At 67.5% G+C, this 21,637-nt stretch carries 19 protein-coding genes; 8 read left to right on the top strand and 11 right to left on the bottom strand.

Annotated features, from left to right (window positions below):
* Positions 1-2: 2 nt before the first annotated feature.
* The gene (locus tag INQ41_RS02055; RefSeq protein WP_193985811.1) at positions 3-785 is read right to left on the bottom strand and encodes a polysaccharide deacetylase family protein; all 783 of its coding nucleotides are present in this window, start codon (positions 783-785) and stop codon (positions 3-5) included.
* Between the two features lie 90 nt (positions 786-875).
* On the opposite strand from INQ41_RS02055, the gene grxD reads away from it, so the two are divergent.
* Entirely contained in the window at positions 876-1,805 is a 930-nt protein-coding gene (gene grxD, locus INQ41_RS02050) for a Grx4 family monothiol glutaredoxin (RefSeq protein ID WP_193985810.1), read from the top strand.
* Between the two features lie 21 nt (positions 1,806-1,826).
* Here grxD and INQ41_RS02045 read toward each other — a convergent pair whose 3' ends face one another.
* On the bottom strand, positions 1,827-2,369 hold the full coding sequence (locus INQ41_RS02045) for a DUF924 family protein (RefSeq protein ID WP_193985808.1): 543 nt from the start codon (positions 2,367-2,369) through the stop codon (positions 1,827-1,829).
* A gap of 193 nt (positions 2,370-2,562) precedes the next feature.
* Between INQ41_RS02045 and INQ41_RS02040 the strand changes: the two genes are divergently transcribed.
* Entirely contained in the window at positions 2,563-3,987 is a 1,425-nt protein-coding gene (locus INQ41_RS02040; protein ID WP_193985806.1) for an amidohydrolase, read from the top strand.
* A gap of 11 nt (positions 3,988-3,998) precedes the next feature.
* Positions 3,999-5,285, top strand: coding sequence for an amidohydrolase family protein (locus INQ41_RS02035; protein WP_193987157.1), 1,287 nt, complete (start codon positions 3,999-4,001; stop codon positions 5,283-5,285).
* Positions 5,286-5,559: 274 nt separating this feature from the next.
* On the opposite strand, the gene INQ41_RS02030 is transcribed toward INQ41_RS02035, so the two are convergent.
* Together INQ41_RS02030 and INQ41_RS02025 are read right to left on the bottom strand one after the other, a co-directional pair.
* A complete protein-coding gene (locus INQ41_RS02030) occupies positions 5,560-7,434 on the bottom strand; it encodes a DUF885 domain-containing protein (protein ID WP_193985804.1) in 1,875 nt (624 codons plus the stop codon).
* Between the two features lie 77 nt (positions 7,435-7,511).
* Positions 7,512-8,207 carry a hypothetical protein gene (locus INQ41_RS02025; protein ID WP_193985803.1) on the bottom strand — a complete coding sequence of 232 codons (696 nt, stop codon included), beginning with the start codon at positions 8,205-8,207 and terminating at the stop codon, positions 7,512-7,514.
* A gap of 195 nt (positions 8,208-8,402) precedes the next feature.
* Between INQ41_RS02025 and INQ41_RS02020 the strand changes: the two genes are divergently transcribed.
* Both INQ41_RS02020 and INQ41_RS02015 read left to right on the top strand, forming a co-directional pair.
* Positions 8,403-8,747: a hypothetical protein gene (locus tag INQ41_RS02020; RefSeq protein ID WP_193985801.1), complete on the top strand. Its 345-nt coding sequence runs from the start codon at positions 8,403-8,405 to the stop codon at positions 8,745-8,747.
* Between the two features lie 7 nt (positions 8,748-8,754).
* Positions 8,755-9,450 (top strand): Dph6-related ATP pyrophosphatase, encoded by a 696-nt coding sequence (locus tag INQ41_RS02015; protein ID WP_193985799.1) that lies wholly within the window; start codon positions 8,755-8,757, stop codon positions 9,448-9,450.
* 63 nt (positions 9,451-9,513) lie between these two features.
* On the opposite strand, the gene fghA is transcribed toward INQ41_RS02015, so the two are convergent.
* Genes fghA through frmR form a run of 3 tightly spaced genes read right to left on the bottom strand, consistent with a single transcriptional unit; the run spans position 9,514 to position 11,797 of the window.
* Positions 9,514-10,344: an S-formylglutathione hydrolase gene (gene fghA, locus INQ41_RS02010; RefSeq protein ID WP_193985797.1), complete on the bottom strand. Its 831-nt coding sequence runs from the start codon at positions 10,342-10,344 to the stop codon at positions 9,514-9,516.
* A gap of 54 nt (positions 10,345-10,398) precedes the next feature.
* Positions 10,399-11,508, bottom strand: a complete 1,110-nt coding sequence (locus INQ41_RS02005) for an S-(hydroxymethyl)glutathione dehydrogenase/class III alcohol dehydrogenase (protein WP_193985796.1) — start codon at positions 11,506-11,508, stop codon at positions 10,399-10,401.
* Between the two features lie 13 nt (positions 11,509-11,521).
* Complete coding sequence (gene frmR, locus INQ41_RS02000; protein ID WP_193985794.1) at positions 11,522-11,797, bottom strand: formaldehyde-responsive transcriptional repressor FrmR; 276 nt, start codon at positions 11,795-11,797, stop codon at positions 11,522-11,524.
* Between the two features lie 349 nt (positions 11,798-12,146).
* On the opposite strand from frmR, the gene INQ41_RS01995 reads away from it, so the two are divergent.
* Complete coding sequence (locus tag INQ41_RS01995; RefSeq protein WP_193985792.1) at positions 12,147-12,797, top strand: 3'-5' exonuclease; 651 nt, start codon at positions 12,147-12,149, stop codon at positions 12,795-12,797.
* A 114-nt stretch (positions 12,798-12,911) separates the two neighbouring features.
* On the opposite strand, the gene INQ41_RS01990 is transcribed toward INQ41_RS01995, so the two are convergent.
* The 4 genes from INQ41_RS01990 to INQ41_RS01975 form a co-directional block, all read right to left on the bottom strand.
* Positions 12,912-14,546, bottom strand: a complete 1,635-nt coding sequence (locus INQ41_RS01990; protein ID WP_193985790.1) for an NAD+ synthase — start codon at positions 14,544-14,546, stop codon at positions 12,912-12,914.
* 127 nt (positions 14,547-14,673) lie between these two features.
* Entirely contained in the window at positions 14,674-15,714 is a 1,041-nt protein-coding gene (locus tag INQ41_RS01985) for a cupin-like domain-containing protein (RefSeq protein ID WP_193985788.1), read from the bottom strand.
* Positions 15,715-15,741: 27 nt separating this feature from the next.
* The gene (locus tag INQ41_RS01980) at positions 15,742-18,936 is read right to left on the bottom strand and encodes an efflux RND transporter permease subunit (RefSeq protein ID WP_282436984.1); all 3,195 of its coding nucleotides are present in this window, start codon (positions 18,934-18,936) and stop codon (positions 15,742-15,744) included.
* A gap of 2 nt (positions 18,937-18,938) precedes the next feature.
* Positions 18,939-20,021, bottom strand: a complete 1,083-nt coding sequence (locus tag INQ41_RS01975) for an efflux RND transporter periplasmic adaptor subunit (RefSeq protein ID WP_228076671.1) — start codon at positions 20,019-20,021, stop codon at positions 18,939-18,941.
* Between the two features lie 118 nt (positions 20,022-20,139).
* On the opposite strand from INQ41_RS01975, the gene INQ41_RS01970 reads away from it, so the two are divergent.
* Both INQ41_RS01970 and INQ41_RS01965 read left to right on the top strand, forming a co-directional pair.
* Positions 20,140-20,862, top strand: a complete 723-nt coding sequence (locus INQ41_RS01970; protein WP_193985781.1) for a TetR/AcrR family transcriptional regulator — start codon at positions 20,140-20,142, stop codon at positions 20,860-20,862.
* A 110-nt stretch (positions 20,863-20,972) separates the two neighbouring features.
* Positions 20,973-21,629, top strand: a complete 657-nt coding sequence (locus tag INQ41_RS01965) for a protein-L-isoaspartate O-methyltransferase family protein (RefSeq protein ID WP_193985778.1) — start codon at positions 20,973-20,975, stop codon at positions 21,627-21,629.
* Positions 21,630-21,637 lie beyond the last annotated feature (8 nt).

Below are 21,637 nucleotides of genomic sequence, written 5' to 3'. Positions count from 1 at the left end.
TCTCACCCCTCCCCCGCCGGCACCAGCGTCCGGAATCCTTCGTTTTCCAGCAGTTGCAGTAGCAGCCGCAGCGTCTCCACGTTGCGTCCGTGCCGGGCGCCCTCGTGCATCAATACGATCGCGCCCGGCGCAAGATCGCGCTCGATACGCGCGACCACCGCCTGCGGATCCGCGGCCACCGCATCGAAGCCGCGCGCGCTCCAGGCGACGCGGGCCAGGCCGTGCTCGCGCAGGGCGCTCGCCACGAACGGGTTGGCCATGCCGACCACGGCACGGAACCATCGCGGCGCGGTGCCGGCGATCGCCGTCAGCTCGGCCTGCGCGCGGCCGATCTGCTCGCGCATCCGCGCCGGACCCAGCGCCCAGAACACCGACTGCGGGTGGCTGTGGCTGTGGTTGCCGATTCCGTGGCCGCGCCGCACTATCTCGCGCACCAGCTCGGGTCGTTCACGCGCACGCTCGCCCACCAGGAAGAACGTCGCCTTGGCGGCATGCGCATCCAGCAGGTCCAGCACCGCCACGGTGTCATCCGATGGACCGTCGTCGATGGTCAGCCACACCACGCGCTCGTGGGTCGGCAGCCGCGACAGGACCGGGCTGAACAGCCGCGAATCGGGTTTCAGCGTGCCCCACAGGAACGGCAGGTGGCTGGCCAGCATCACCGGCAGGCCGACCGGCCAGCCCCAGCGCCACCACAGGGCCGCGACCAGTAGCTGGGACGCGAGCAGGATCATCCACCACGCGTGGGGACGGCGGGGAACGCGGTGCGGGTCGGGGGTCGCCATGACCTGGATCATGCCAGCGTCAGCCACGCCTCGTTACACTGGCCGGCCTACCCGGGACGTAATCCGTCCGCATCTTACGGAAGCCTTGTCATGTCACTTGATCCCGCACTGCGCTCGCGCATCGAAGAACTGCTCACCACCAACCGCGTCGTCCTGTTCATGAAAGGCGAGCCGGCGGCGCCCCAGTGCGGGTTCTCGGCCAAGGCGGTCGGGCTGCTGGGCGCGACCGGGGTGAAGTACCAGCACGTGGACGTGCTCTCGGATCCCGAGATCCGCGAAGGCATCAAGGTCTACGGCGAATGGCCGACGATCCCGCAGCTCTACATCGACAAGGAGCTGGTCGGCGGCAGCGACATCATCGAGCAGATTGCCCGCTCCGGCGAGCTCTACACGGCGCTGGGCGTGCCGGCCCCGGACCGCACGCCGCCGGCGATCACGATCACCCCCGCAGCGGCGAAAATGCTCGGCGAAGCCGTGGGCAACGCCGGCAAGGGATACGCGTTGCAGGTCGAGATCGACCCGCGCTTCAACGCCCGCCTGCAGCTGGCGCCGGTCGATGACAACGCCATCACCAGCGAGGCCGAAGGCCTGCGCGTGCAGTTCGACGTCGCCAGCGCCCAGCGCGCGCGCGGCCTGTCGATCGACTGGGTCGAGGACGAGCGTGGCCGCGGTCTGGTGATCGACAACCCCAACGCACCACCCAAGGTAAGCGTGCTGGAAGTGACCGAGGCGGCCGTCAAGGTGGTCGACGGCGACGTTGTGCTGGTGGACGTGCGCCCGGCCGAAGAACGCGCGGTGGCCTCGGTCAAGGTTCCGTTCAAGACGCTCGACGGCAACGGTCGCGCGGAGCTGGAGGACCTGCCACGGGACACCGGGCTGGCATTCATCTGCCACACCGGTGCCCGCAGCGCCCAGGTCGCCGAGGACTTCCGCGCGCTCGGCTTCAAGCGCCTGTACAACGTCAGCGGCGGCATCGCCGAGTGGAGCGCGAAGGTCGATCCGAGCGTGCCGACCTACTGAGCCGACGCGCCCGCGGCGGCTTCAGCCACTGAAGCCGCCCTCGTCCAGCCACGCCTGTTCGGTCGGCGTGGTGGCACGTCCAAACAGCGCGTTGCGGTGCGGGAACCGCCCGAAACGCTCGATGATCGCCTGATGGTGCACGGCCCACTTGTCAGGCTCCTCGCCGGGCATGGTCCGGTGCAGTTCGACGGACCGCTGCTGCTGCATCGGGTCCTCGCTGTGGGTGAAGGGCAGATAGAAGAAGCGTCGCAGCTCGGGATCGATCTGGGTGTCGAAGCCGTGCCCGACCGCCCGCGTGGCGACCTCGCAGGCCAGGGGGTCAGTGGCGTAGGCATGCGCGCTGCCGCGGAAGATGTGGCGAGGGACCTGGTCCAGCAGCAGGACCAGCGCCATGGCGCTTTCCGCCGACTCCATCCACTCGTGCAACTCGCCGCGCGAGGCGGCCATGTGCGCTTCCCCCAGCTGCTCGCGCACCCGTCGGTCGAAGGCTTCGCCGCCCCCGAACCACATGTCGGGGCCGGCCTCACGCCAGAATTCAAGGACCGCTTCGGCCGTCGTGTCCATCGGGCACCTCGTCAATCGGAAGAGGTGTCGACGGTAGCAGCAGCCGCGTCTACGGCGCGGTGAGCCTGCCTCCGGCGGCTGCCCGAACCCCCGGCATGACCATTGTCACTCTTGGCACGGCTGTGGTCCGCGGCTACGGTGAATCCATCGCCATGCGGCCGCAACGGCCGCTGCAACACATCGGGGAAATCCAATGTCTCGACCAAACACCGCCCTCCTCGCGGCGGCGCTGACGCTGGCGCTGGGGATGGCCTCGCCGTCCGCCCAAGCCGCCAGCGCGCCGCGTCCGGACCCGTATCCGAGCACCTACCAGGTCATCGCCTCGCCGGCCGTGCTGCTGCAGGGAGCGACCGTGCTCACCGGCACCGGCGAGCGGATGGAGGGGGCCGACGTGCTGATGGTGGAAGGCCGAATCGCCGGAGTAGGGGTAAACCTGTCTGTGCCTGCCAACACCACGGTCGTGGACGGGCGCGGCAAGTGGGTCACCCCCGGCATCATCGATGTGCACTCGCACCTGGGCGTCTACCCGAGTCCTGGCGTGCGCGCGCACAGCGACGGCAACGAGATGACCGCTCCGGTGACCGCGGCGGTCTGGGCCGAGCACTCGGTGTGGCCGCAGGATCCGGGCTTCAACGCCGCCCGCGCCGGCGGCATCACCTCGCTGCAGATCCTGCCCGGCTCGGCCAACCTGATCGGCGGTCGCGGGGTGACGCTCAAGAATGTGCCCGCGGTCAGCTACCAGGCGATGAAGTTTCCCGGCGCGCCGTGGGGGCTGAAAATGGCCTGTGGCGAGAACCCCAAGCGCGTCTATGGTGACAAGGGCGGCCCGGCGACCCGCATGGGCAACGTGGCCGGCTACCGGGCCGCGTTCATCGAGGCCGCCGAGTACCTGAAAAAGAACGGCAGCGGCAACGATTCGACGAGCAAAAAGCGCCGCTGGGGCAAGCAGGCCGAGGGCGAGGGCGAGAGCGCCGGCAAGCAGGACCTCAAGCTGGAAACGCTGGCTGGCGCGATCAACGGCGACATTCGCGTGCACATCCACTGCTACCGCGCCGACGAGATGGCGACGATGCTCGACCTGGCCGACGAGTTCGGCTTCCGCATCGCCGCCTTCCACCACGGCGTGGAGGCCTACAAGATCGCCGACAAGCTGGCCCGCTCCGGCACCTGCGCGGCGCTGTGGTCGGACTGGTGGGGGTTCAAGCTGGAGGCTTTCGATGGCATCCAGGAAAACATCGCGCTGGTCGACCGCCAGCCGGGCAGCTGCGCGATCCTGCACAGCGATTCGGCCGACGACATCCAGCGCCTCAACCAGGAGGCGGCAAAGGTCATGGCACACGCGCAACTGGCGGGCATCGAGATCGCACCGGAGCGGGCGATCCTCTGGCTGACCGCCAACCCAGCGAAATCGATGGGCATCGCCGATCAAACCGGCACCCTGGAGGTCGGGAAAATGGCCGACGTAGTGCTCTGGAGCGGCAACCCCTTCAGCGTGTACGCCAAGGCCGAGCAGGTCTACGTCGACGGCGCACGCGTGCACGACATCAACGACCCCTCCCGCCGGGCGACCTCGGACTTCATGCTCGGCCAGCCCGCCACCACCGGAGGCGCCCTGTGAAGCGCCTGGCAATGACGTCGCTGGCCGCTGCCGTGCTGGCGCTGTGCGCGGTTCCTGCCACCGCGCGGGAGCTGCTGATCCGCAACGCCACCGTGCACACCGGCGCGAGCCCGGCGACGTTGACCAACACCGACGTGCTGGTCAGCGGTGGCGTCATCCGCCAGATCGGCGCCGCCCTGAGCGCGCCGGCCAGCGTGCGGGTTGTCGACGCGGGCGAGCGCCGCCTGACGCCGGCCCTGTTCGGCGGCATCACCGGGATCGGCATCGAGGAGGTCTCCGGCGAGCGCTCCACCGTGGACAGCCGTCTCGGCCTGGGCGCAGCGGGCATGCCGGTGCGCCCGGAGTTTGACGTCACGCTCGCCTACAACCCCGATTCGCTGCTGGTTCCCGTCGCCCGTATCGAGGGCATCGGTTGGACCCTGCTGGGCGCGGGCAGCGACAGTGAAGGCTCGATCATCGGCGGCCAGGGCGGTGTGTTCCGCCTCGACGGCAGCGCGGACCCGATCGGGCCGAAGGCCCTGTTTGTCGACATCGGCGCGGATGCGGCCGGTCTGAGCGGACAGTCGCGGGCCGCGCAATGGATGATCCTGGACCAGTTGGTGGACGAGGTGCGCGGCCGGATTCCGCTCGACGCCAAGGTGGCGCTGCTGACACCCGCCGGGCGCAAATCCCTGGCGACCTATCTGGACAACGGCGGCCGCGTCGTGGTCGGCGTGGATCGCGCCGCCGATATCCGCCAGCTGCTGCGCTGGTCGGCCAAACACAAGGTCAGGATCGCCATCCTCGGCGGCGCCGAGGCATGGAAGCTCGCGCCCCAGCTCGCCGCTGCCGACGTAGCCGTGTTCGTCAATCCGCTGGACACGCTGCCAGCCGGCTTCGACCAGATCGGCGCGACGCCGGAAAACGCCGCCCGACTGGCCGCGGCCGGGGTGGCGGTGGGCTTCAGCCAGAGCGGCGACGGTTCCCACAACGCGCGCAAGATCCGCCAGGCGGCGGGCAACGCCGTCGCCCACGGCCTGCCCTGGGATCTCGGCGTCGCCGGACTGACGTCGGTACCGGCAAAGGTCTTCGGCGTCACGGACAGCGTCGGCAGCATCGCCGTCGGCAAACGTGCCGACCTGGTGCTGTGGAGCGGCGATCCTCTGGAGGTGAACGCGGTGGCCACCCAGGTCTGGTTCGACGGCAAGCCGATCCAGATGCGCAGCCGGCAGACGGATCTGCGGGACCGGTATCTGCAGCCGACTGTCCCGGCCGAGCGCGGCGGTTTGCCGCCGGCGTATCCAGCGGCGGTGCGGTAGTAGGAGTGCGAAGGGTGAGGGATGCATGCCCTTGGGTGCGAATGTCCCCCGGCACCGGTCAAGCCGGTGCCTCCTCCTTTACTTCACACCCAAGGGCAAGCATCCCCGACGTTAAATAGTGGCGGCGGTTGCAGTAGGTAAAACCGGCGGTTTCACACCCACAGCGCGGGGGCGGGACCTGCCGGCCTTCGGGGCGAAATAAAGGAGGAGGCCTCCGCCGCAGGCGGAGGCCGGGGGACATTCGCCGCGAAGGTCGGCAGGTCCCGCCCCGACCTCACCCCGCCTTTTTCTCGTCCGCGATCCACTGGTCGATGCGCCGCTCCAGCAGGGTCAGCGGCATCGCGCCGCCGCCAAGCACGGCGTCGTGGAAATGGCGGATGTCGAAGTCGTCGCCCAGTTCGGCTTCGGCCTTCGCGCGCAGCTGCTGGATCTTGATCATGCCGATCTTGTAAGCCGTCGCCTGGCCGGGCCAGGTGATGTAGCGGCGCACTTCGGCCTCGACCGCCTCGGTCGGGATCGAGCTGTTCTCGGCGAAATACGCGACGGCCTGCTTCTGGGTCCAGCCCTTGGCGTGCAGCCCGGTGTCGACCACCAGGCGGATCGCGCGCCACATCTCCGAGGTCAGGCGACCGTACTCGGAGTACGGGTCGGTGTAGGTACCCGGCATCTCGCGCGCCAGCCACTCGGCGTACAGGCCCCAGCCCTCGGCGTAGGCGGTGAACCCGGCCTGCTTGCGGAACTCCGGCACACCCTCCAGCTCCTGCGCGATGGCGATCTGCATGTGATGGCCCGGCAGTCCCTCGTGGTAGGCGATGACCTCCAGCTCGGTCTTCGGCATCGCGTTCATGTCCGACAGGTGCGCGTAGTACACGCCCGGACGGCTGCCGTCCGGGGTGCTGGGGTAGTAGTGCTGCGCGGCGCCGTCCACTTCGCGGAACGCCTCCACCCGCTTGACCACGATGTCGGCCTTGGGCAGCAGGCCGAAGTAGTGGGGCAACTGCTGCTTGATGGTCGCGATCGCCTTGCTGGCATCGTCGATGTAGGCCTGGCGCCCGGCATCGGTGTTGGGATACTTGAACTGCGGGTCGGTGCGCATGAAGTGGAAGAACGCCTGCAGGTCGCCCTTGAAGCCGACGCGCTCTTTCAGCGCCTCCATCTCGCCGCGGATCCGCGCCACTTCGTCCAGTCCGATCTGGTGCACTTCATCGGGCGTGAGGTCGGTCGTGGTCGATGCCTGCAGGCGCTGGGCGTAATAGGCCTTGCCATCGGGATGGGTGGTGCCGACGCCGGAGGGATTGGCCTTGGCGTTGGGCAGATCGGCCTTGAACCAGGCGAGCATTTCCGAATATGCCGGCTGCACCGCTTCCACCAGCGCGGCGCGGGCCTGCGCCTTCAACTCGGACGCACGTGCCGTGTCGATCTTGCCGGCCTTCACAAGCCCATCGGCCTTGGCCTGCGCGTCGGCCCACAGCGCGCTGTCGGCGCCGTCGGTAAAGGGGGCTCCGGTGACCACCTTGCCACCCTGCTCGAGCACGCCCTCGTGGGCGAAACGTGGCGGCCGGATGCCCTTCTTCGCCGAAATTTTCACCTGCTCCATCAGCTGCCCGAAAGCCCGCGGCGCCTCGCGAAGTCGGGCGATATAGGCAAGGTAATCCGATTCATCCTCCACCTTGTGGAAATTGATCAGGAAGGTCGGCAGCTGCGATTGCATGCCACCCATCTGCTCGAACGGATACTGGTGATCGACAAACCGGTGGCCGGCCTTTGACTGCTCGACCTGGTACTTGAACAGGTCCCACGAGAGCTGCGCATCGTCGCCGAGGGCATCGTAATCGAAGTTCGACTGCATCTCCTGCAGCGCAGCGATCTGCCACGCGAGTTGGCGCTCACCTGCCGCGCGCGACAGGTCGTCGATCTCGGAATAGCGGTCCTTGCGGCCCAGGAAGGTCATCTGGATCGGGCTGAACTGCAGCTGCTCCTCGTATTTGCGCTCGAACCACGCGTTGAGGCGCGCGTCCTCGGAGGCGCCCTGGACCGCGGAGGTCTGGGCGGCCGTGGCGGTGGGAGCCGCGGTTTTTGTCGGCGCGCCCGTTGAGCATGCGACGCACAGGGCAAGAGACAGCGCGGAAACGGCAAGGATGCGACGCATGGGCACTCCAGGTGGCGTGGGAGCGACGCCGCTCCCGGGAAACCGATAATGCCACCGCCGCGACGGACTCGACGCCCTTACTTGCGCTCCAGCGTCCAGACAGGCTCAAGCACATTCTCGGCACGCGGAATCGCGACGCTCACACTTAGGGGCATGACGCTCTTGGTGCCCACGGGCGTGTAGGAGCCCTCGAGCACCAGCGAGCCTGCCACCACGTCCCTTTCCAGCTCGTCGAGTGTCAGGCTGCCGCCGCTGACGGTGCCGGTCGCATATGTGCGCGAGTGGTCGCGCTCATCGGTCGTGACCAACTTGAAGACACCCAGAAAGTCGCCATCGCTGGACGCCTCGATATTTTCCTCCCCGAAGATGGCCCCGGAGGCGGGACCCGCCGCCTTCTGGCCGATGTGGGCGAGGATCACGCACAACGCCGTCACGTCATCGCTGTGGTCCAGCAAGATGCCCTGCATGCCGACCATGTAGCTTCCCCGCCCATCGTCACCATACGCAGTGCCGCCGGCGAGGCTGCTGCTCATCCCGCCCTCCATCGTGCCTCGGGTCAATGGCAACTCCGGATTGTCGGAAACCATCTGTCGGTACTCGGCCAGATCAAACTCCCGAGGCGGAGGTTCACACGTCATCGCGCCGAGCATCTCAAACATGAAGTCGGCCTGCGACTCCATCGCCGCAGCCGGTGCCGCCACTGCCAGGGTTGCCGCCAGTACCGCTGGCATCAGGACCCGCAACCCCACGTTGGGCGCCCGGTAAGATCTCACGCGTCGTGCCATAAACACTTTCTCCCTAGCTCGCAATTCGGAACGCACGCGCTGACCGTGCTCATGCGTATACGTCTCCCGGCTGATGTATCCGGACACCGCCGCGCGCCAGCCCGAGCGCTGCGACCGATCAGCGTTCACCGCGACCCGATGGCGTGGGCCGTAAGCTGGCGTCATTCCATCCAGGGACTACGCATGGCCACCCGCTACTACATCACCCTCCCCGACGGCGCGCGCGCACGCGGCGCCGACCCGGATCTGTCCTTCACCGCGCAGAGTGGCGAGGGCTTCGCCGCCGAACTGCAGGCCGCGCTGCGCGGCGACGGCCTGTTCGAGCGCTGGCGTCGCAAGCAGGACGAACCCGACGAGGTGGACCGTTCGCTCGCCGCGACCGATCCGGACGCGACGGTGGAAGGTGCGCAGGACGACCTGCACATCGACCTGGTGGTGACCACCAACATCCCGGGAACCGTCCTGAAGCAGCGCCTGCGCCTGCTCGCCGGCAGCGCGTGGGAACTGCGCGACGTCAAGTCCGCCTGAGCGACCGATGTCGCGCCGGATCCTGCTCGCGTGGAGCGGCGGCAAGGACGCCGCCTGGACCCTGCATCACCTGCGTAGCCGCGACCACGTCGAGGTGGTCGGCCTGCTGACCACCCTCAACGGCGATTTCCAACGGGTGGCCATGCACGGCATTCGCCGCGACGTTTTGCGCGCGCAGGCGGATGCGGCCGGCGTGCCGCTGCTGGAATCGGTGATTCCGCACGGCTCCGACAACGTCACCTACGAAGCCGCCTTTGCCGCCAGTCTTGGTCAGGCGCGCGATCGCTGGCCGGGCATCGACACCATCGCGTTCGGCGACCTCCTGCTCACTGACGTACGCGAATGGCGCGAGGCGATGTGCGCCCGCCACGGCTGGAGCATCCTCACGCCGTTGTTCGGCAGCGACACCACCATGCTGGCGCGCGAGATGCTCGACGGTGGCCTGCGCACCCACCTGTGTTGCGTGGATACGCAGCAACTGGATGCGCGCTTCGCCGGCTGCCTGTTCGACACCGAACTGCTGGCGGACCTTCCCGCCGGGACAGATCCCTGCGGCGAGAACGGCGAGTTCCACACCCTGGTTGAAGATGGCCCGATGTTCCGGCGGCCGCTTCATTTGCAGCGGGGGGACACCGTGCTGCGCGACGGACGTTTCGCGTTTACCGACTTTCGTCTAGCGGACCAGACGACCGTGTCGTCCTGAACCAGCCGGGCCGCGCGCGGAGTGCCTTCAGGCCACCCCGCGCGACATCCCTATCCCCGGTGATCAGCCCTTCATCGCCTTGGCGTGGTGGGCGATGTGCTCGCCGATGAAGCTGGCAATGAAGTAGTAGCTGTGGTCATAGCCCGGCTGCATTCGCAGGGTCAGCGGGTGACCGGCCGCCTCGCAGGCCTGCTGCAGAAGCTGCGGGCGCAACTGCTCGTCGAGGAAGTTGTCGGCATCGCCCTGGTCGACCAGCAGCGGCAGGCGCTCGCTGGCATTGGCGACCAGCGCGGTGGCGTCCCACTGCATCCACTCGTCGTGATCCTCACCAAGATAGGCACCGAACGCCTTCTCGCCCCACGGCACCTGGCTGGGCGCAACCACCGGCGAGAATGCCGACACGCTGCGGAACATGCCCGGGTTGCGCAGCGCGATCACCAGCGCGCCGTGGCCGCCCATCGAGTGACCGCTGATGCCACGCGCGGTGGTGGTCGGGAAATGCGCATCCACCAGCGCCGGCAGCTCCTGGGTGATGTAGTCGTACATCCGGTAGTGCTTTGCCCACGGCTCGCGGGTCGCGTTGAGGTAGAAGCCCGCGCCCTGGCCCAGGTCGTAGGCCTCGTCATCGGCGACCCCTTCGCCGCGCGGGCTGCTGTCGGGCGCCACCAGGATCACCCCGTGCTTGGCCGCGTATCCCTGCGCGCCCGCCTTGGTGATGAAGTTCTGCTCGTTGCAGGTCAGGCCCGACAGCCAGTACAGGACCGGGCACGGCCCCTGCCTGGCCTGCGGCGGAAGGTAGACCGCAAAGTCCATGTCAACGCCCAGCGTGCTGGACGCGTGCTGCCAGACTTCCTGGCTGCCGCCAAAACTGGCGTGCTGTTCAATCTGTTTCATTGTTCACCTCTCGACGATGGATGGCCCGGCGTAGCCGGGATCGATCGCTGACCATCAGTAATGGATCACGGTGCGGATCGACTCGCCCGCGTGCATCAGCTCGAACGCCTCGTTGATCCGCTCCAGCGGCAGGGTGTGGGTTACGAACGGCGCCAGCTGGATATCCCCGCGCATCGCGTCCTCGACCATGCCCGGCAGCTGGGTCCGGCCCTTGACGCCGCCAAACGCGGTGCCCATCCACTTGCGCCCGGTCACCAGCTGGAACGGCCGCGTGCTGATCTCCTTGCCCGCACCGGCAACGCCGATGATCACCGACTGGCCCCAGCCACGATGCGCGCATTCCAGTGCGGCGCGCATCACGTCGACGTTGCCGATGCACTCGAAGCTGTGGTCCACGCCCCAGCCGGTCATCTCGACGATGACTTCCTGGATCGGCTTGTCGTGGTCCCTGGGGTTCACGCAGTCGGTCGCGCCCATCTGCCGGGCCAGCTCGAACTTCTCGGCATTGGTGTCGATGGCGATGATCCGCCCGGCCTTGGCCTGCACCGCGCCCTGGATGACCGCCAGCCCGATCGCGCCCAGGCCGAAGACCGCCACGCTGTCGCCCTCGGCCACCTTGGCGGTGTTGTGGACCGCGCCGATGCCGGTGGTGACCCCGCAGCCGAGCAGGCAGACGTGTTCGGGATTGGCATCCGGGTTGACCTTGGCCAGCGAGACCTCGGCGACGACGGTGTACTCGCTGAAGGTCGAGCAGCCCATGTAGTGGTAGATCGGCTCGCCGTTGTAGGAGAAGCGGGTGGTGCCGTCGGGCATCACGCCCTTGCCCTGGGTCGCGCGTACGGCGACGCACAGGTTGGTCTTGCCGCTCTTGCAGAACAGGCACTCGCCGCACTCGGCGGTGTACAGCGGAATGACGTGATCGCCCGGCTTGACGCTGGTCACGCCCTCGCCGACCTCGACCACGATGCCCGCGCCCTCATGCCCGAGCACGGCCGGAAACACGCCCTCGGGGTCATCGCCCGACAGGGTGAACGCGTCGGTGTGGCACAGCGCGGTGTGGGTGATCTTGACCAGGACCTCGCCCTTGCGCGGCGGCTCGACATCGATCTCGACGATCTGCAGGGGCTTTCCGGCTTCGAAAGCGACGGCGGCACGTGATTTCATGGCGTTCTCCAAATCATTTCAGGTAAGCGCGCACCAGCGCCACGGCATCGTCGATGCCCGCCTGGCGGCGTGAAGGATCCTCAGCAGGGCTTCCCAGCTCCTCACGCAGATGGCTTTCCAGCACCTGCGACATCAATCCATTGACCGCACCGCGGATCGCGGCGATCTGCTGCAGTACCGGCCCACAGTCCGCACCCGCCTCCAGCGCACGCTCCAGCGCCTCCAGCTGTCCCCGCGCGCGGCGGACCCTGGCCAGGACACGTTTCTTTTCTTCGGGGGAGTGCGGCATGACGTGACGTCTCGGATACTGGGGGAGAGTATACACCTCCGTCCAGGCACTTGCCTTCAGAGCTTGGGCACACGACTGAACCCCACTCAGAGTTATGTAGTCAGCAGCCGTGGAACTTCCGCGGGGTAGACCGGCCGAGTTCCATTCGGGGTACCGTTGCGTTGCGAAAATCGAGAGCATTAGCCCCCTTTAATCCAAACATTCCTAGCCGGCACGACATTGATCGCGTGATCGCGGTTCAATTCCGGGTTTTCGGGGCGCTGTGAATGGAGGCCGGGGTTCGGTAAATCCAAGGGGCTACATTTTGGAACCAATGATCGTGTGTTTTTTAGATTGCGAGACCACAGGCTTGAGCGCCGCCGACCAGCCGGTAAGTATCGCAGCGGTCCTGGTGGAGCTCGACGCGAAGGGCTTCGGCGAGCCCATCGCGGAATGGCATGGTCTTGCATGCCCGACGGTTCCAATGAATCCACATGCCCAGCGTGTTCATGGCATGTCGGTGGAAGCGCTTCGCGGACTTGCGTTTGATGTTCCGGCTCTGACCTCAATGCTGGACCGTGCCAGTGCCCTGATCGCGCACAACGCCCGCTTCGACATTCGTATGATTGGGCAGGTAATTTCCGGCATCGAGCGACGGAGGTGGCGCTGCACACAGCGCCAGTGGCCCTGGGCTCCCTTGGCGAACAAGAAACTCGACACAGTGTGTGCACACTTCGCGATTGAGCGATCGGATGTCCACGGGGCACTCGCCGATGCCCATGCTTTGCGCCAGGCGCTCATGCAGCGAACGGGGAAGACGGATCGCAGCCGAACTTACCTCTATAAGCTCCTGCAGCGCGGCGACTTCGCAGTGGAGACGCCGCGCCGCAGTCACTGGTCCGAGCGCGTTGATGGGCACGCAGAGTCTCGTCCGCCGCACCCGCGGGATGCGCCTATGATTCCCCACTGGGTCTATTGGGTAATTGGGTTGCTGCTTGCGGCACATTTTATGAGGCCATGAACAAGCCGATGGCTGCCCGTACCCAATCTCACGTGACGCTATCCCGGGGAGAGCGCTCTCACGAAAGCAAGCCGTCAGTCGCCTTGACCGCTATCTAACTGGAGGGTCCGAAAGCTAATCCCGAAACCCATTACTGATCGGATACCGCCTTTCCCGCCCAAACGCGCGCCGCGACACTTTCGGGCCGGGCGCGGCCTGGTGGCGCTTCCACTCGCTGATGCGGACCAGGTGCAGGATGCGGTCCACCGTCGCGGCATCGAAACCGGCGCGGACGATCTCATCGCGGGACTGCTCCTGGTCGATGCAGCGGCGCAGTAGCGCGTCGAGCACGTCGTAGGGCGGCAGCGAATCCTCGTCCTTCTGGTCGGCGCGCAGTTCCGCGGACGGGGCTCGCGCGATCACACCGACCGGGACGACCGGGTCGCCGACGGTGTTGCGCCAGCGCGCCAGCTCGAAGACCTCGCTCTTGTAGAGGTCCTTGATCGGCGCGTAGCCGCCGGCCATGTCGCCGTAGATGGTCGAATAGCCGACCGCGTATTCGCTCTTGTTGCCGGTGGTCAGCAGCAGGCCGCCGAACTTGTTGCTCAGCGCCATCAGGAGCGCGCCGCGGATCCGCGACTGCAGGTTCTCCTCGGTGGTATCCACCGCCTGGCCTTCGAATACCGTCTCCAGCGCGGCCAGGAAGCCCTGGAACGGTTGCTCGATGGGCAGGTCGAGCAGCCGCACGCCCTGCTCCTGGCATTGCTCGGCGGCCAGGTCGTTGGACAGGCTGACGGTGTAGCGCGAGGGCATGCGCACCGCGGTGACGTTGTCGGCGCCCAGCGCGTCCACCGCGATGGCCAGCACGACCGCCGAATCCAGTCCGCCCGACAGGCCCACCCACGCGTTGCGGAAGCCGTTCTTGCGGCAATAGTCACGCGTGCCGGATACCACCGCGCGCCACGCCAGCGCATCGCGGCTCTCGTCGCCGTCCTGCTGCCACAGCACCGGGTGGAAGCGCTTGCTGGCCGGTTCGAAATCGACCACCAGCCACTGCTCGGTGAAGGCCGACGCCGCCGGGTGCACGCAGCCATCGCCATCGGCGACCAGGGACGCGCCGTCGAACACCAGCGAGTCCTGGCCGCCCACGCAATTGACATAGGCGATCGGCACGCCGCTGCCGCGCGAGGCGTCCTCCAGCAACTGGTCGCGCCGGCCGTGCTGGTCGTGCTCAAACGGGGAGGCGTTGATGGACAGCACCAGCTCCGCGCCGGCCGCCACGGTGGAAGCGATCGGCTCGTGGAACCACAGGTCCTCGCACACCAGCAAACCCAGCCGGGTGCCTTTGACTTCAAACACGCAGTCCCCGCCGTCGGGGTCGACGACGAAATAGCGGCGCTCATCAAACACCGCGTAATTGGGCAGCTTGCGCTTGCGGTAGGTCTTCTCGATCACGCCGTCGCGCAGGACGCTGGCGGCGTTGTAGACCACCGACCCGGCCGACTCCGGCCAGCCCACGACCACCGTGATGCCGGTGGCGGCCTTGGCCACCCGCCCGATCGCCGCCTCGCAAGCGCGCAGGAAACCCGGCCGCATCAACAGGTCCTCGGGCGGGTAGCCCGATATCGCCAGCTCGGGGAAGAGCACCAGGTCGGCGCCGTGATCGTCGCGCGCCTGCTCGATCAGTTCCACGATCAGGTCGGCGTTCTCATCCACCGCGCCGACGGCGAAGTCGAACTGGGCCATTGCGATGCGTAGGGACTGGGTCATGGGATTCGTCCGTCAGAGGGGTCGGTCAGCGTTGCATTGTCCCAGACTCCGGCACCGTGACCCGAAACGCGGGATGGCGTGGCTACACGCGCCGCGACCGCCACAACCTTCAGGCGTCTCCCGTGGTCTACGCCCCCTCCCGTTCCGTCCCACCGCGCACCGCGTTGCGCATCCCGCGCAAGCCACGCAGGCATGCGGCCTTGGTGGCGTCGACGGCGGGATTGCTCTCAACCGCCCGCGGGTGCAGACCAAGGCGCCGCATGCGGTGATTGAAACGGTGTGCATCCGCCCAGACGTCCGACCGCGCGGTCCGAAACGTGATGGCCAGGGAGATGGACAGCTCTGGTCCGGTGGTCACCAGATGGGGCGCAATGAACGGATGGTGCACACCGAGGCCTGGCTCGAGTTCGAACACTTTTGCCTTGGTGGCAAACGAAGGCAGATACGCTGGCCTCGCCTCCCCTTCCGCGCTGAGCAGGCGGTCTTTCTGGGCTTGCGTCATGATCGTTGCATCGGCAGGGTCCCAGAGCCTGACGGTCTTGTGGCCGCGGATCTGCAGCAGGAAATTCATCTCGCGATCCATGTGGTACGGCGTCACGGCGTGTCGGGCCGATATGAAGAAGTACGTGGAGTACCAGGTCGGCCTGGGATCGAGCCGTTCGATACCCACGATGATCTCGCCTAGCAAGCCTTCGATCACCGGGCGGTATTCCGCATCACGCTCCGGGTTGTAGACAACGATGTAGGCCTCCCGCTCCTCGAAGTGCTCGACCGCATCTTCCAGGGTGAGCCCGTGGTTGTAGCGATGGAGCGAAGAGTCAAAATCCGCGTCGCCGGGTATCTTGCCGATACGCACCTTGACCGCTGGTGTGGGCATCCGCCGGCAGAGCGCGAACAGCGATGGCAGCATGAACTGCGGCCGTTCTGCCAGGCGGTGTTTCACCAGGAAGGGCGACCTGTTATACGAGCGTTCGATCTGCTCCGGATCGAACTGGATCCATGGGCGCGGCTGCTGGCGCGCGCCGGCCGCAAGGACGGAAACGCGGGCAGGAGGCAGCCGTTCACCAAGCATCACACGGCCCTTTGGTTCAGAGAGTGTCGAGCGCGCCAGTTGCGTACTCGCGCGGCCATGCTGATTGAAACGGCGTGCATTGCCGACGCAGGCCACGGCGGCCTGCGCGTTGGGTAGCGCCCGCTACGCTGTGCGAGGCGAGCCGGACTCGGGCACCTTGACCCGGAACCAGGCCGCATACAGCGCGGGCAGGAACAGCAGTGTCAGCACGGTGGCCACCAGCAGTCCACCCATGATCGCCACCGCCATCGGGCCGAAGAAGGCACTGCGCGAGAGCGGGATCATCGCCAGGATCGCGGCCAGCGCGGTCAGCACGATCGGCCGGAAGCGGCGCACCGTCGCCTCGACAATCGCATCCCAGGTCTCGTGGCCGTCGCGCCGGTCCTGCTCGATCTGGTCAACCAGGATCACCGCGTTACGCATGATCATGCCGGACAGGGCGATGGTGCCCAGCATCGCCACGAAGCCGAATGGCACCCGGAACACCAGCAGGAACAGGGTGACGCCGATCATCCCCAGCGGCGCGGTCAGCAGGACCATGAAACTGCGCGAGAAGCTGCGCAGCTGCACCATCAGCAGCGTGAACACGACGAACAGGAACAGCGGCACGCCGGCGGCGATCGAGTCCTGACCGCGGGCCGAGTCCTCCACGCTGCCGCCCACGTCCACCGAGTAGCCGTACGGCAGTTCGTCGCGGATCCCGTCCAGGGTCGGCGAGATCTGCCCCATCACCGACGCCGGCTGGGTGCCGTCGTAGATGTCGGCGCGCACGGTCATGGTCGGCTTGCGGTCGCGGTGCCAGATGATGCCTTCCTCGAAGCCGTACTCCAGCGTGGCGACCTGGGCCAGCGGCACGCTCTGGCCGCTGGCGGTCGGCACCATCAACGTGGAGAGTTGATCCAGCGCGATCGGCTCCTCCTCCCCGCCGCGCAGGACCATCCCGATCAGCTGGTTGCCCTCGCGGTAGGTGCTGACCTGGATGCCCGACAGCGAGCCGCTGAGCACCTGTGACAGCTGCGCCGAGGTGATGCCCAGCGCGCGCGCCCGTGCCTGGTCGACCTGCAGGCGCACGACCTTGCCCGGCTCGTCCCAGTCCAGGTTGACGTTGGCCACGTGCGGGTTGTTGCGGATCTCCTCGCGCACGGCGTAGGCGATCCGGCGCACCTGGTCGATGTGCTCGCCGGAGACGCGGAACTGCACCGGATAGCCGACCGGTGGGCCGTTCTCCAGCCGGGTCACGCGCAGCTGCAGGTCGGGGAACAGCGGCACGACCTCGTCGATCATCCAGCTGCGCAGCGCCTCGCGCGCCTCCAGGCTCTCGGGCATCAGCACGAACTGGGCGAAGTTGGCCGACGGCAATTGCTGGTCCAGCGGCAGGTAGAAACGCGGCGAGCCGGTACCGATGTAGGCGGTGTAGTTGGTCAGGTCGTCGCGCTCGGCCAGCAGCGCTTCCAGCCGCTCGGCCTGGGCGCGGGTCGCGCGCAGCGAACTGCCCTCGGCCAGCTCCATGTCGACCATCAGCTCGGGGCGCACCGACTCGGGGAAGAACTGCTGCGGCACGAAGCGGAACATCAGCAGCGACAGCACGAACGCGGCGATGGTGAGCACGATCACCAACCAGCGATGGCGCACGCACCACACCACCCAGCTGCGGAAACGCTGGTAGAAGCGCGTCGCATACGGATCGTGCGGTTGCCCGACGTCCTGCGGCAGCGGCGCAATCACGTCGGCGAAGGCCGGATGCCGGTCCGCCCAGGCCTGGCGCCGGGCCTGCCAGCGCGCGGCCAGCGAACCGGGTTTCGGCGGGGCCGGATGGCCATGCGCGCCGCGCTCGATGTGCGGCAGCAGCTTGTCGCCCAGGAAGGGCACGAACACCACCGCCGCGACCCACGACACCAGCAGCGCGATGGTCACCACCTCGAACAGCGAGCGCGTGTATTCGCCGGTGCTCGACGCCGCCGTCGCGATCGGCAGGAAGCCGGCCGCGGTGATGAAGGTGCCGGTCAACATCGGGAACGCGGTCGACTCCCACGCAAACGCCGCCGCCTTGAGGCGATCGAAGCCCTGCTCCATCTTGATCGCCATCATCTCCACCGCAATGATCGCGTCATCGACCATCAGCCCGAGTGCCAGCACCAGCGCGCCCAGCGAGATCTTGTGCAGGCCGACGCCGAAGATCTCCATCACCGTGAAGGTCATCGCCAGCACCAGCGGGATCGACAAGGCGACCACCAGACCGGTGCGGAAGCCCAGCGACAGGAAGCTCACCAGCAGCACGATGCCGACCGCCTCGGCCAGGACGCGGACGAACTCGCCGACCGACTCCTTCACCGCCGCCGGCTGGTCGGACACCTTGTGCAGCGCCATGCCCACCGGCAGGGTTTTCTGCAGTTGCTCGAACTCGCTTTCCAGGGTCTTGCCGAGCGCCAGGATGTCGCCGCCATCGCGCATCGCCACGCCGATGCCGATCGCGTCCTGACCCATGAAGCGCATGCCCGGCTGGGCCGGATCGGAGAAGCCGCGCTCCACCGTGGCCACGTCGCCGAGCTGGAAGGTGCGGTCGCCGACCCGGATCGGGAACTGGCGGATCTGCTCGACCGACTCGAACTGGCCGCTGACCCGCACCGGCACGCGGCTGCTGGCGGTCTCGAAGAACCCACCGGGGACGACGGCGTTCTGCTGCTGCAGCGCATCCTGCACCGCCGCCGCCGAAACGCCCAGCGTGGCCAGCTTGGTGTTGGAAAGCTCGATCCAGACCTTCTCGTCCTGGACCCCGAACAGCTCGATCTTGCCGACGTCGGGCACCTTCTGCAGGGCCAGCTGGATGCGGTCGGCGTAGTCCTTCATCACGGCGTAGTCGAAGCCGGCGCCGGTCAGCGCATAGATGTTGCCGAAGGTGTCGCCGAACTCGTCATTGAAGAACGGACCGACGATATCGGCCGGCAGCTCCGGGCGCAGGTCGCCGATCTTCTTGCGCACCTGGTAGAACAGCTCGGGCACCTGCGAGGACCGCATGGAGTCGCGCGCGGCGAAGATCACCTGCGACTCGCCGGCGCGCGAGTAGGAGCGGATGAACTCGTACTCGCCGGTCTCCATCAGCTTGCGCTCGATGCGCTCCGTCACCTGCCGGCCGACCTGCTCGGCGGTCGCGCCCGGCCACACGGTGTGGATCACCATGACCTTGAAGGTGAACGCCGGATCCTCGCTGCGGCCCAGCTTGAGGTAGGAGAACGTGCCGGCGATCGCCACAACCAGCATCATGTAGACGACCAGGCTGCGATGGCGCAGGGCCCACGCGGAAAGATTGAACCGCATCACGGTCAGTTGCCCAGCGGCAGGTTGTCGCGGTCCACCGGCGCCACCTCCTGACCCTCGCGCAACAGATGGCCGCCGGCGGCGACCACCCAGTCATCCTTGGCCAGGCCATCGAGCACGGGCACGCTGTCGTTGCCATACGCACCGATGGACACCGGCTGGAGCTTCAGGGTGGAACTGGCGCGGTCGACCACGAACACCGCCACGCCATCGCCCTGGCGCTGCAACGCGGTGAGCGGGACGCTGAACGTCGCGCCGCCCGCGGCATTGGTGGGGATGATGACCCGCGCGCTCTGGCCCAGTTGCAGCGCACCTTCGGGTGCGTCCACGGTGGCCCTGGCGGCGAAGGTCCGCGACGCGGGATCGGCCGACGGCGACACTTCGCGCACGGTGCCGGGCCAGCGCTTGCCCGGCTGCGACCAGACCTCGACCTGCACCGCCTTGCCGGGCTGGACCTCCTCCTTGGCGTTCTCGGCCACGGCAAAGACGATCTCGCGCGCGCCGTCCGCAGCCAGCGTGAAGACCGGCTGCCCGGCGGCCACCACCTGCCCGGCCTCGGCCTGGCGGCTGGCGATCACACCGTCCGCCGGCGAGACCAGCTTGCTGTAACCGGCCTGGTTGCTGGCCATGCGCAGCTCGGCGCGGGCCGCATTGACCTGCCCCTGCGCCGCTTCGGCGGCGGCAGTCTGCGCATCCATGTTGGATCGGCTGATCAACTGGTCCTTGACCAGTTGCGCGTAGCGGGCCTGGTCGGCGCGCGCCCTTTTGAGGTCTGCCTCGAGCGCAGCCAGTTTGGCCCGCGCGGCACTCGCTTGGGCCTGCTGGTCGTCGGGATCCAGCGTCGCCAGCACGTCGCCCTCGCTGACGTGGTCACCGACCTCGACCCGCCGCTCGAGCATGTTGCCGCCGATCCGGAAGGACAGCGGACTCTCCTCGCGCGCGCGGATCTCCCCGGTCAGCGACATTTCCGTCGCCGCGCCGGCACCGGGCAGCACGACCAGCACGGGAGGCTTTTCCTGGGGCTCGGGATCGCTTCCAGTGCAGGCGGCCACCAGCAGCACCAGCAGCGCGGCAGTGAGATTGCCCAACAAAGAGGCGGAGCGACCGGTTCGGCTACGGCTGCACATGTCGGATCGATTCCCGGGTTGAGCGCTTGGAGTGGCAGGCACTGTATAAATATAAAACTCCCCGGTCTAGTATTGGGTGATGAGCGATTCGCACCTCCGCGGCGATCACGGTTCGGGATCCACCCCGCCAGGCCGCCCGGCCTCGTCGGGCCCGGCGGGTCCCGGACGCCCCAAGGATCCGGCCAAGCGCGCGGCGATCCTGGAATCGGCACGGCTACTGTTCCTGCAGCACGGTTTTGACGGCGTGAGCATGGACCAGATCGCGGCGGCCGCCAGCGTCTCCAAGCTGACCGTCTACAGCCACTTCGGCGACAAGGAAAACCTGTTCGCCGCCGCCGTGGGCTCGTACTGCGAGCTGCAACTGCCGCATGCGCTGTTCGACCGCGCGTCCGGAGCGCCGCTGCGTGAGCACCTGCTGGAGATCGCCCGCGCCTTCCACGCCATGGCCAGCAGCGAGGAGGCGATCGGCGCGCTGCGCATGCTGTCGGCGCCGCAGCTGGCCGACTCGCCGGTGGTCCGCACGTTCTGGGAGGCAGGCCCCGCCCGCATCCACCAGGAGCTGGCGGCGCTGCTGAAGCGTCGCGCCGAGTTGGGCGAGTTGCGTCTGGATCCCGAAAACGCCGCCGAGCTGGCGCGGGCGGCCGGGCAGTTGCTCGCCCTTCTGAAGGGCGAGCCGCACGCGCGGCGTCTGCTGGGACTGGAAGGGCTGGCCGCCGCGGAGGTTCCCGCCCACCTGGCGTCCGCGGTGGACGTGTTCCTGCGTGCATACGCCAGCCCGGACCAGTCCATGCGCCAGCCGTGACCTTGGTCGCGGTGACTTCCGGCACTCCGCCACAGGCCCCGCTGACGTGATGCTGTGGCACGTCGCCGGTACAATACGCGGTTGACACGCATAGCCCGAGATTCGACCCGATGACCATGATTGACTACGCCGAGGCCAGGGACTTGATGGTCGAGCAGCAGGTACGCCCCTGGAACGTGCTGGATGCGCGGGTCCTGGACGTACTGGCGACCATGCCGCGCGAGCCGTTCGTGCCGGCGCCACACCGCAACCTGGCCTATACCGACAGCAACCTGCCACTGCCGCAGGGCCAGGTGATGCTCAAGCCCGTCATCCAGGGGCGCATGCTGCAATCGCTGCTGCTGCAGCCCGACGAGGACGTGCTGGAGGTCGGCACCGGCAGCGGTTACCTCACCGCGTGCATGTCGCGCCTGGCGCGCGACGTGGTCAGTATCGAGAAGCATGCAGAGCTGGCCGAGCTGGGTCGCGCCAACCTGACGGCGCGCGCAATCGCCAACGTCGAGGTCATCCACGCGGATGCGTTTTCCTACCGCACCGCCCGCCAGTTCGATGTGGTCTGCGTGACCGGCGCGGTGGACACGATCCCGATGGCGTTCCTGGAATGGGTCAAGCCCGGCGGACGCATGCTGATCGTGCGCGGGCGCTCGCCGGTCATGGAGACCGTGCTGGTGCACGTGGACGTCAACGGATCGCGCATTGAATCGTTGTTCGAGACCGACATTCCCTATCTCGCCGGTGCGGCACCCGTACCCGCCTTCGAATTCTGAGCGCAAGG

This window comes from Lysobacter ciconiae, from assembly GCF_015209725.1.
Classification (GTDB): domain Bacteria; phylum Pseudomonadota; class Gammaproteobacteria; order Xanthomonadales; family Xanthomonadaceae; genus Novilysobacter; species Novilysobacter ciconiae.
Note: the sequence above shows the minus strand (reverse complement) of the source record. Positions and strands in the feature narration are given on the sequence as shown.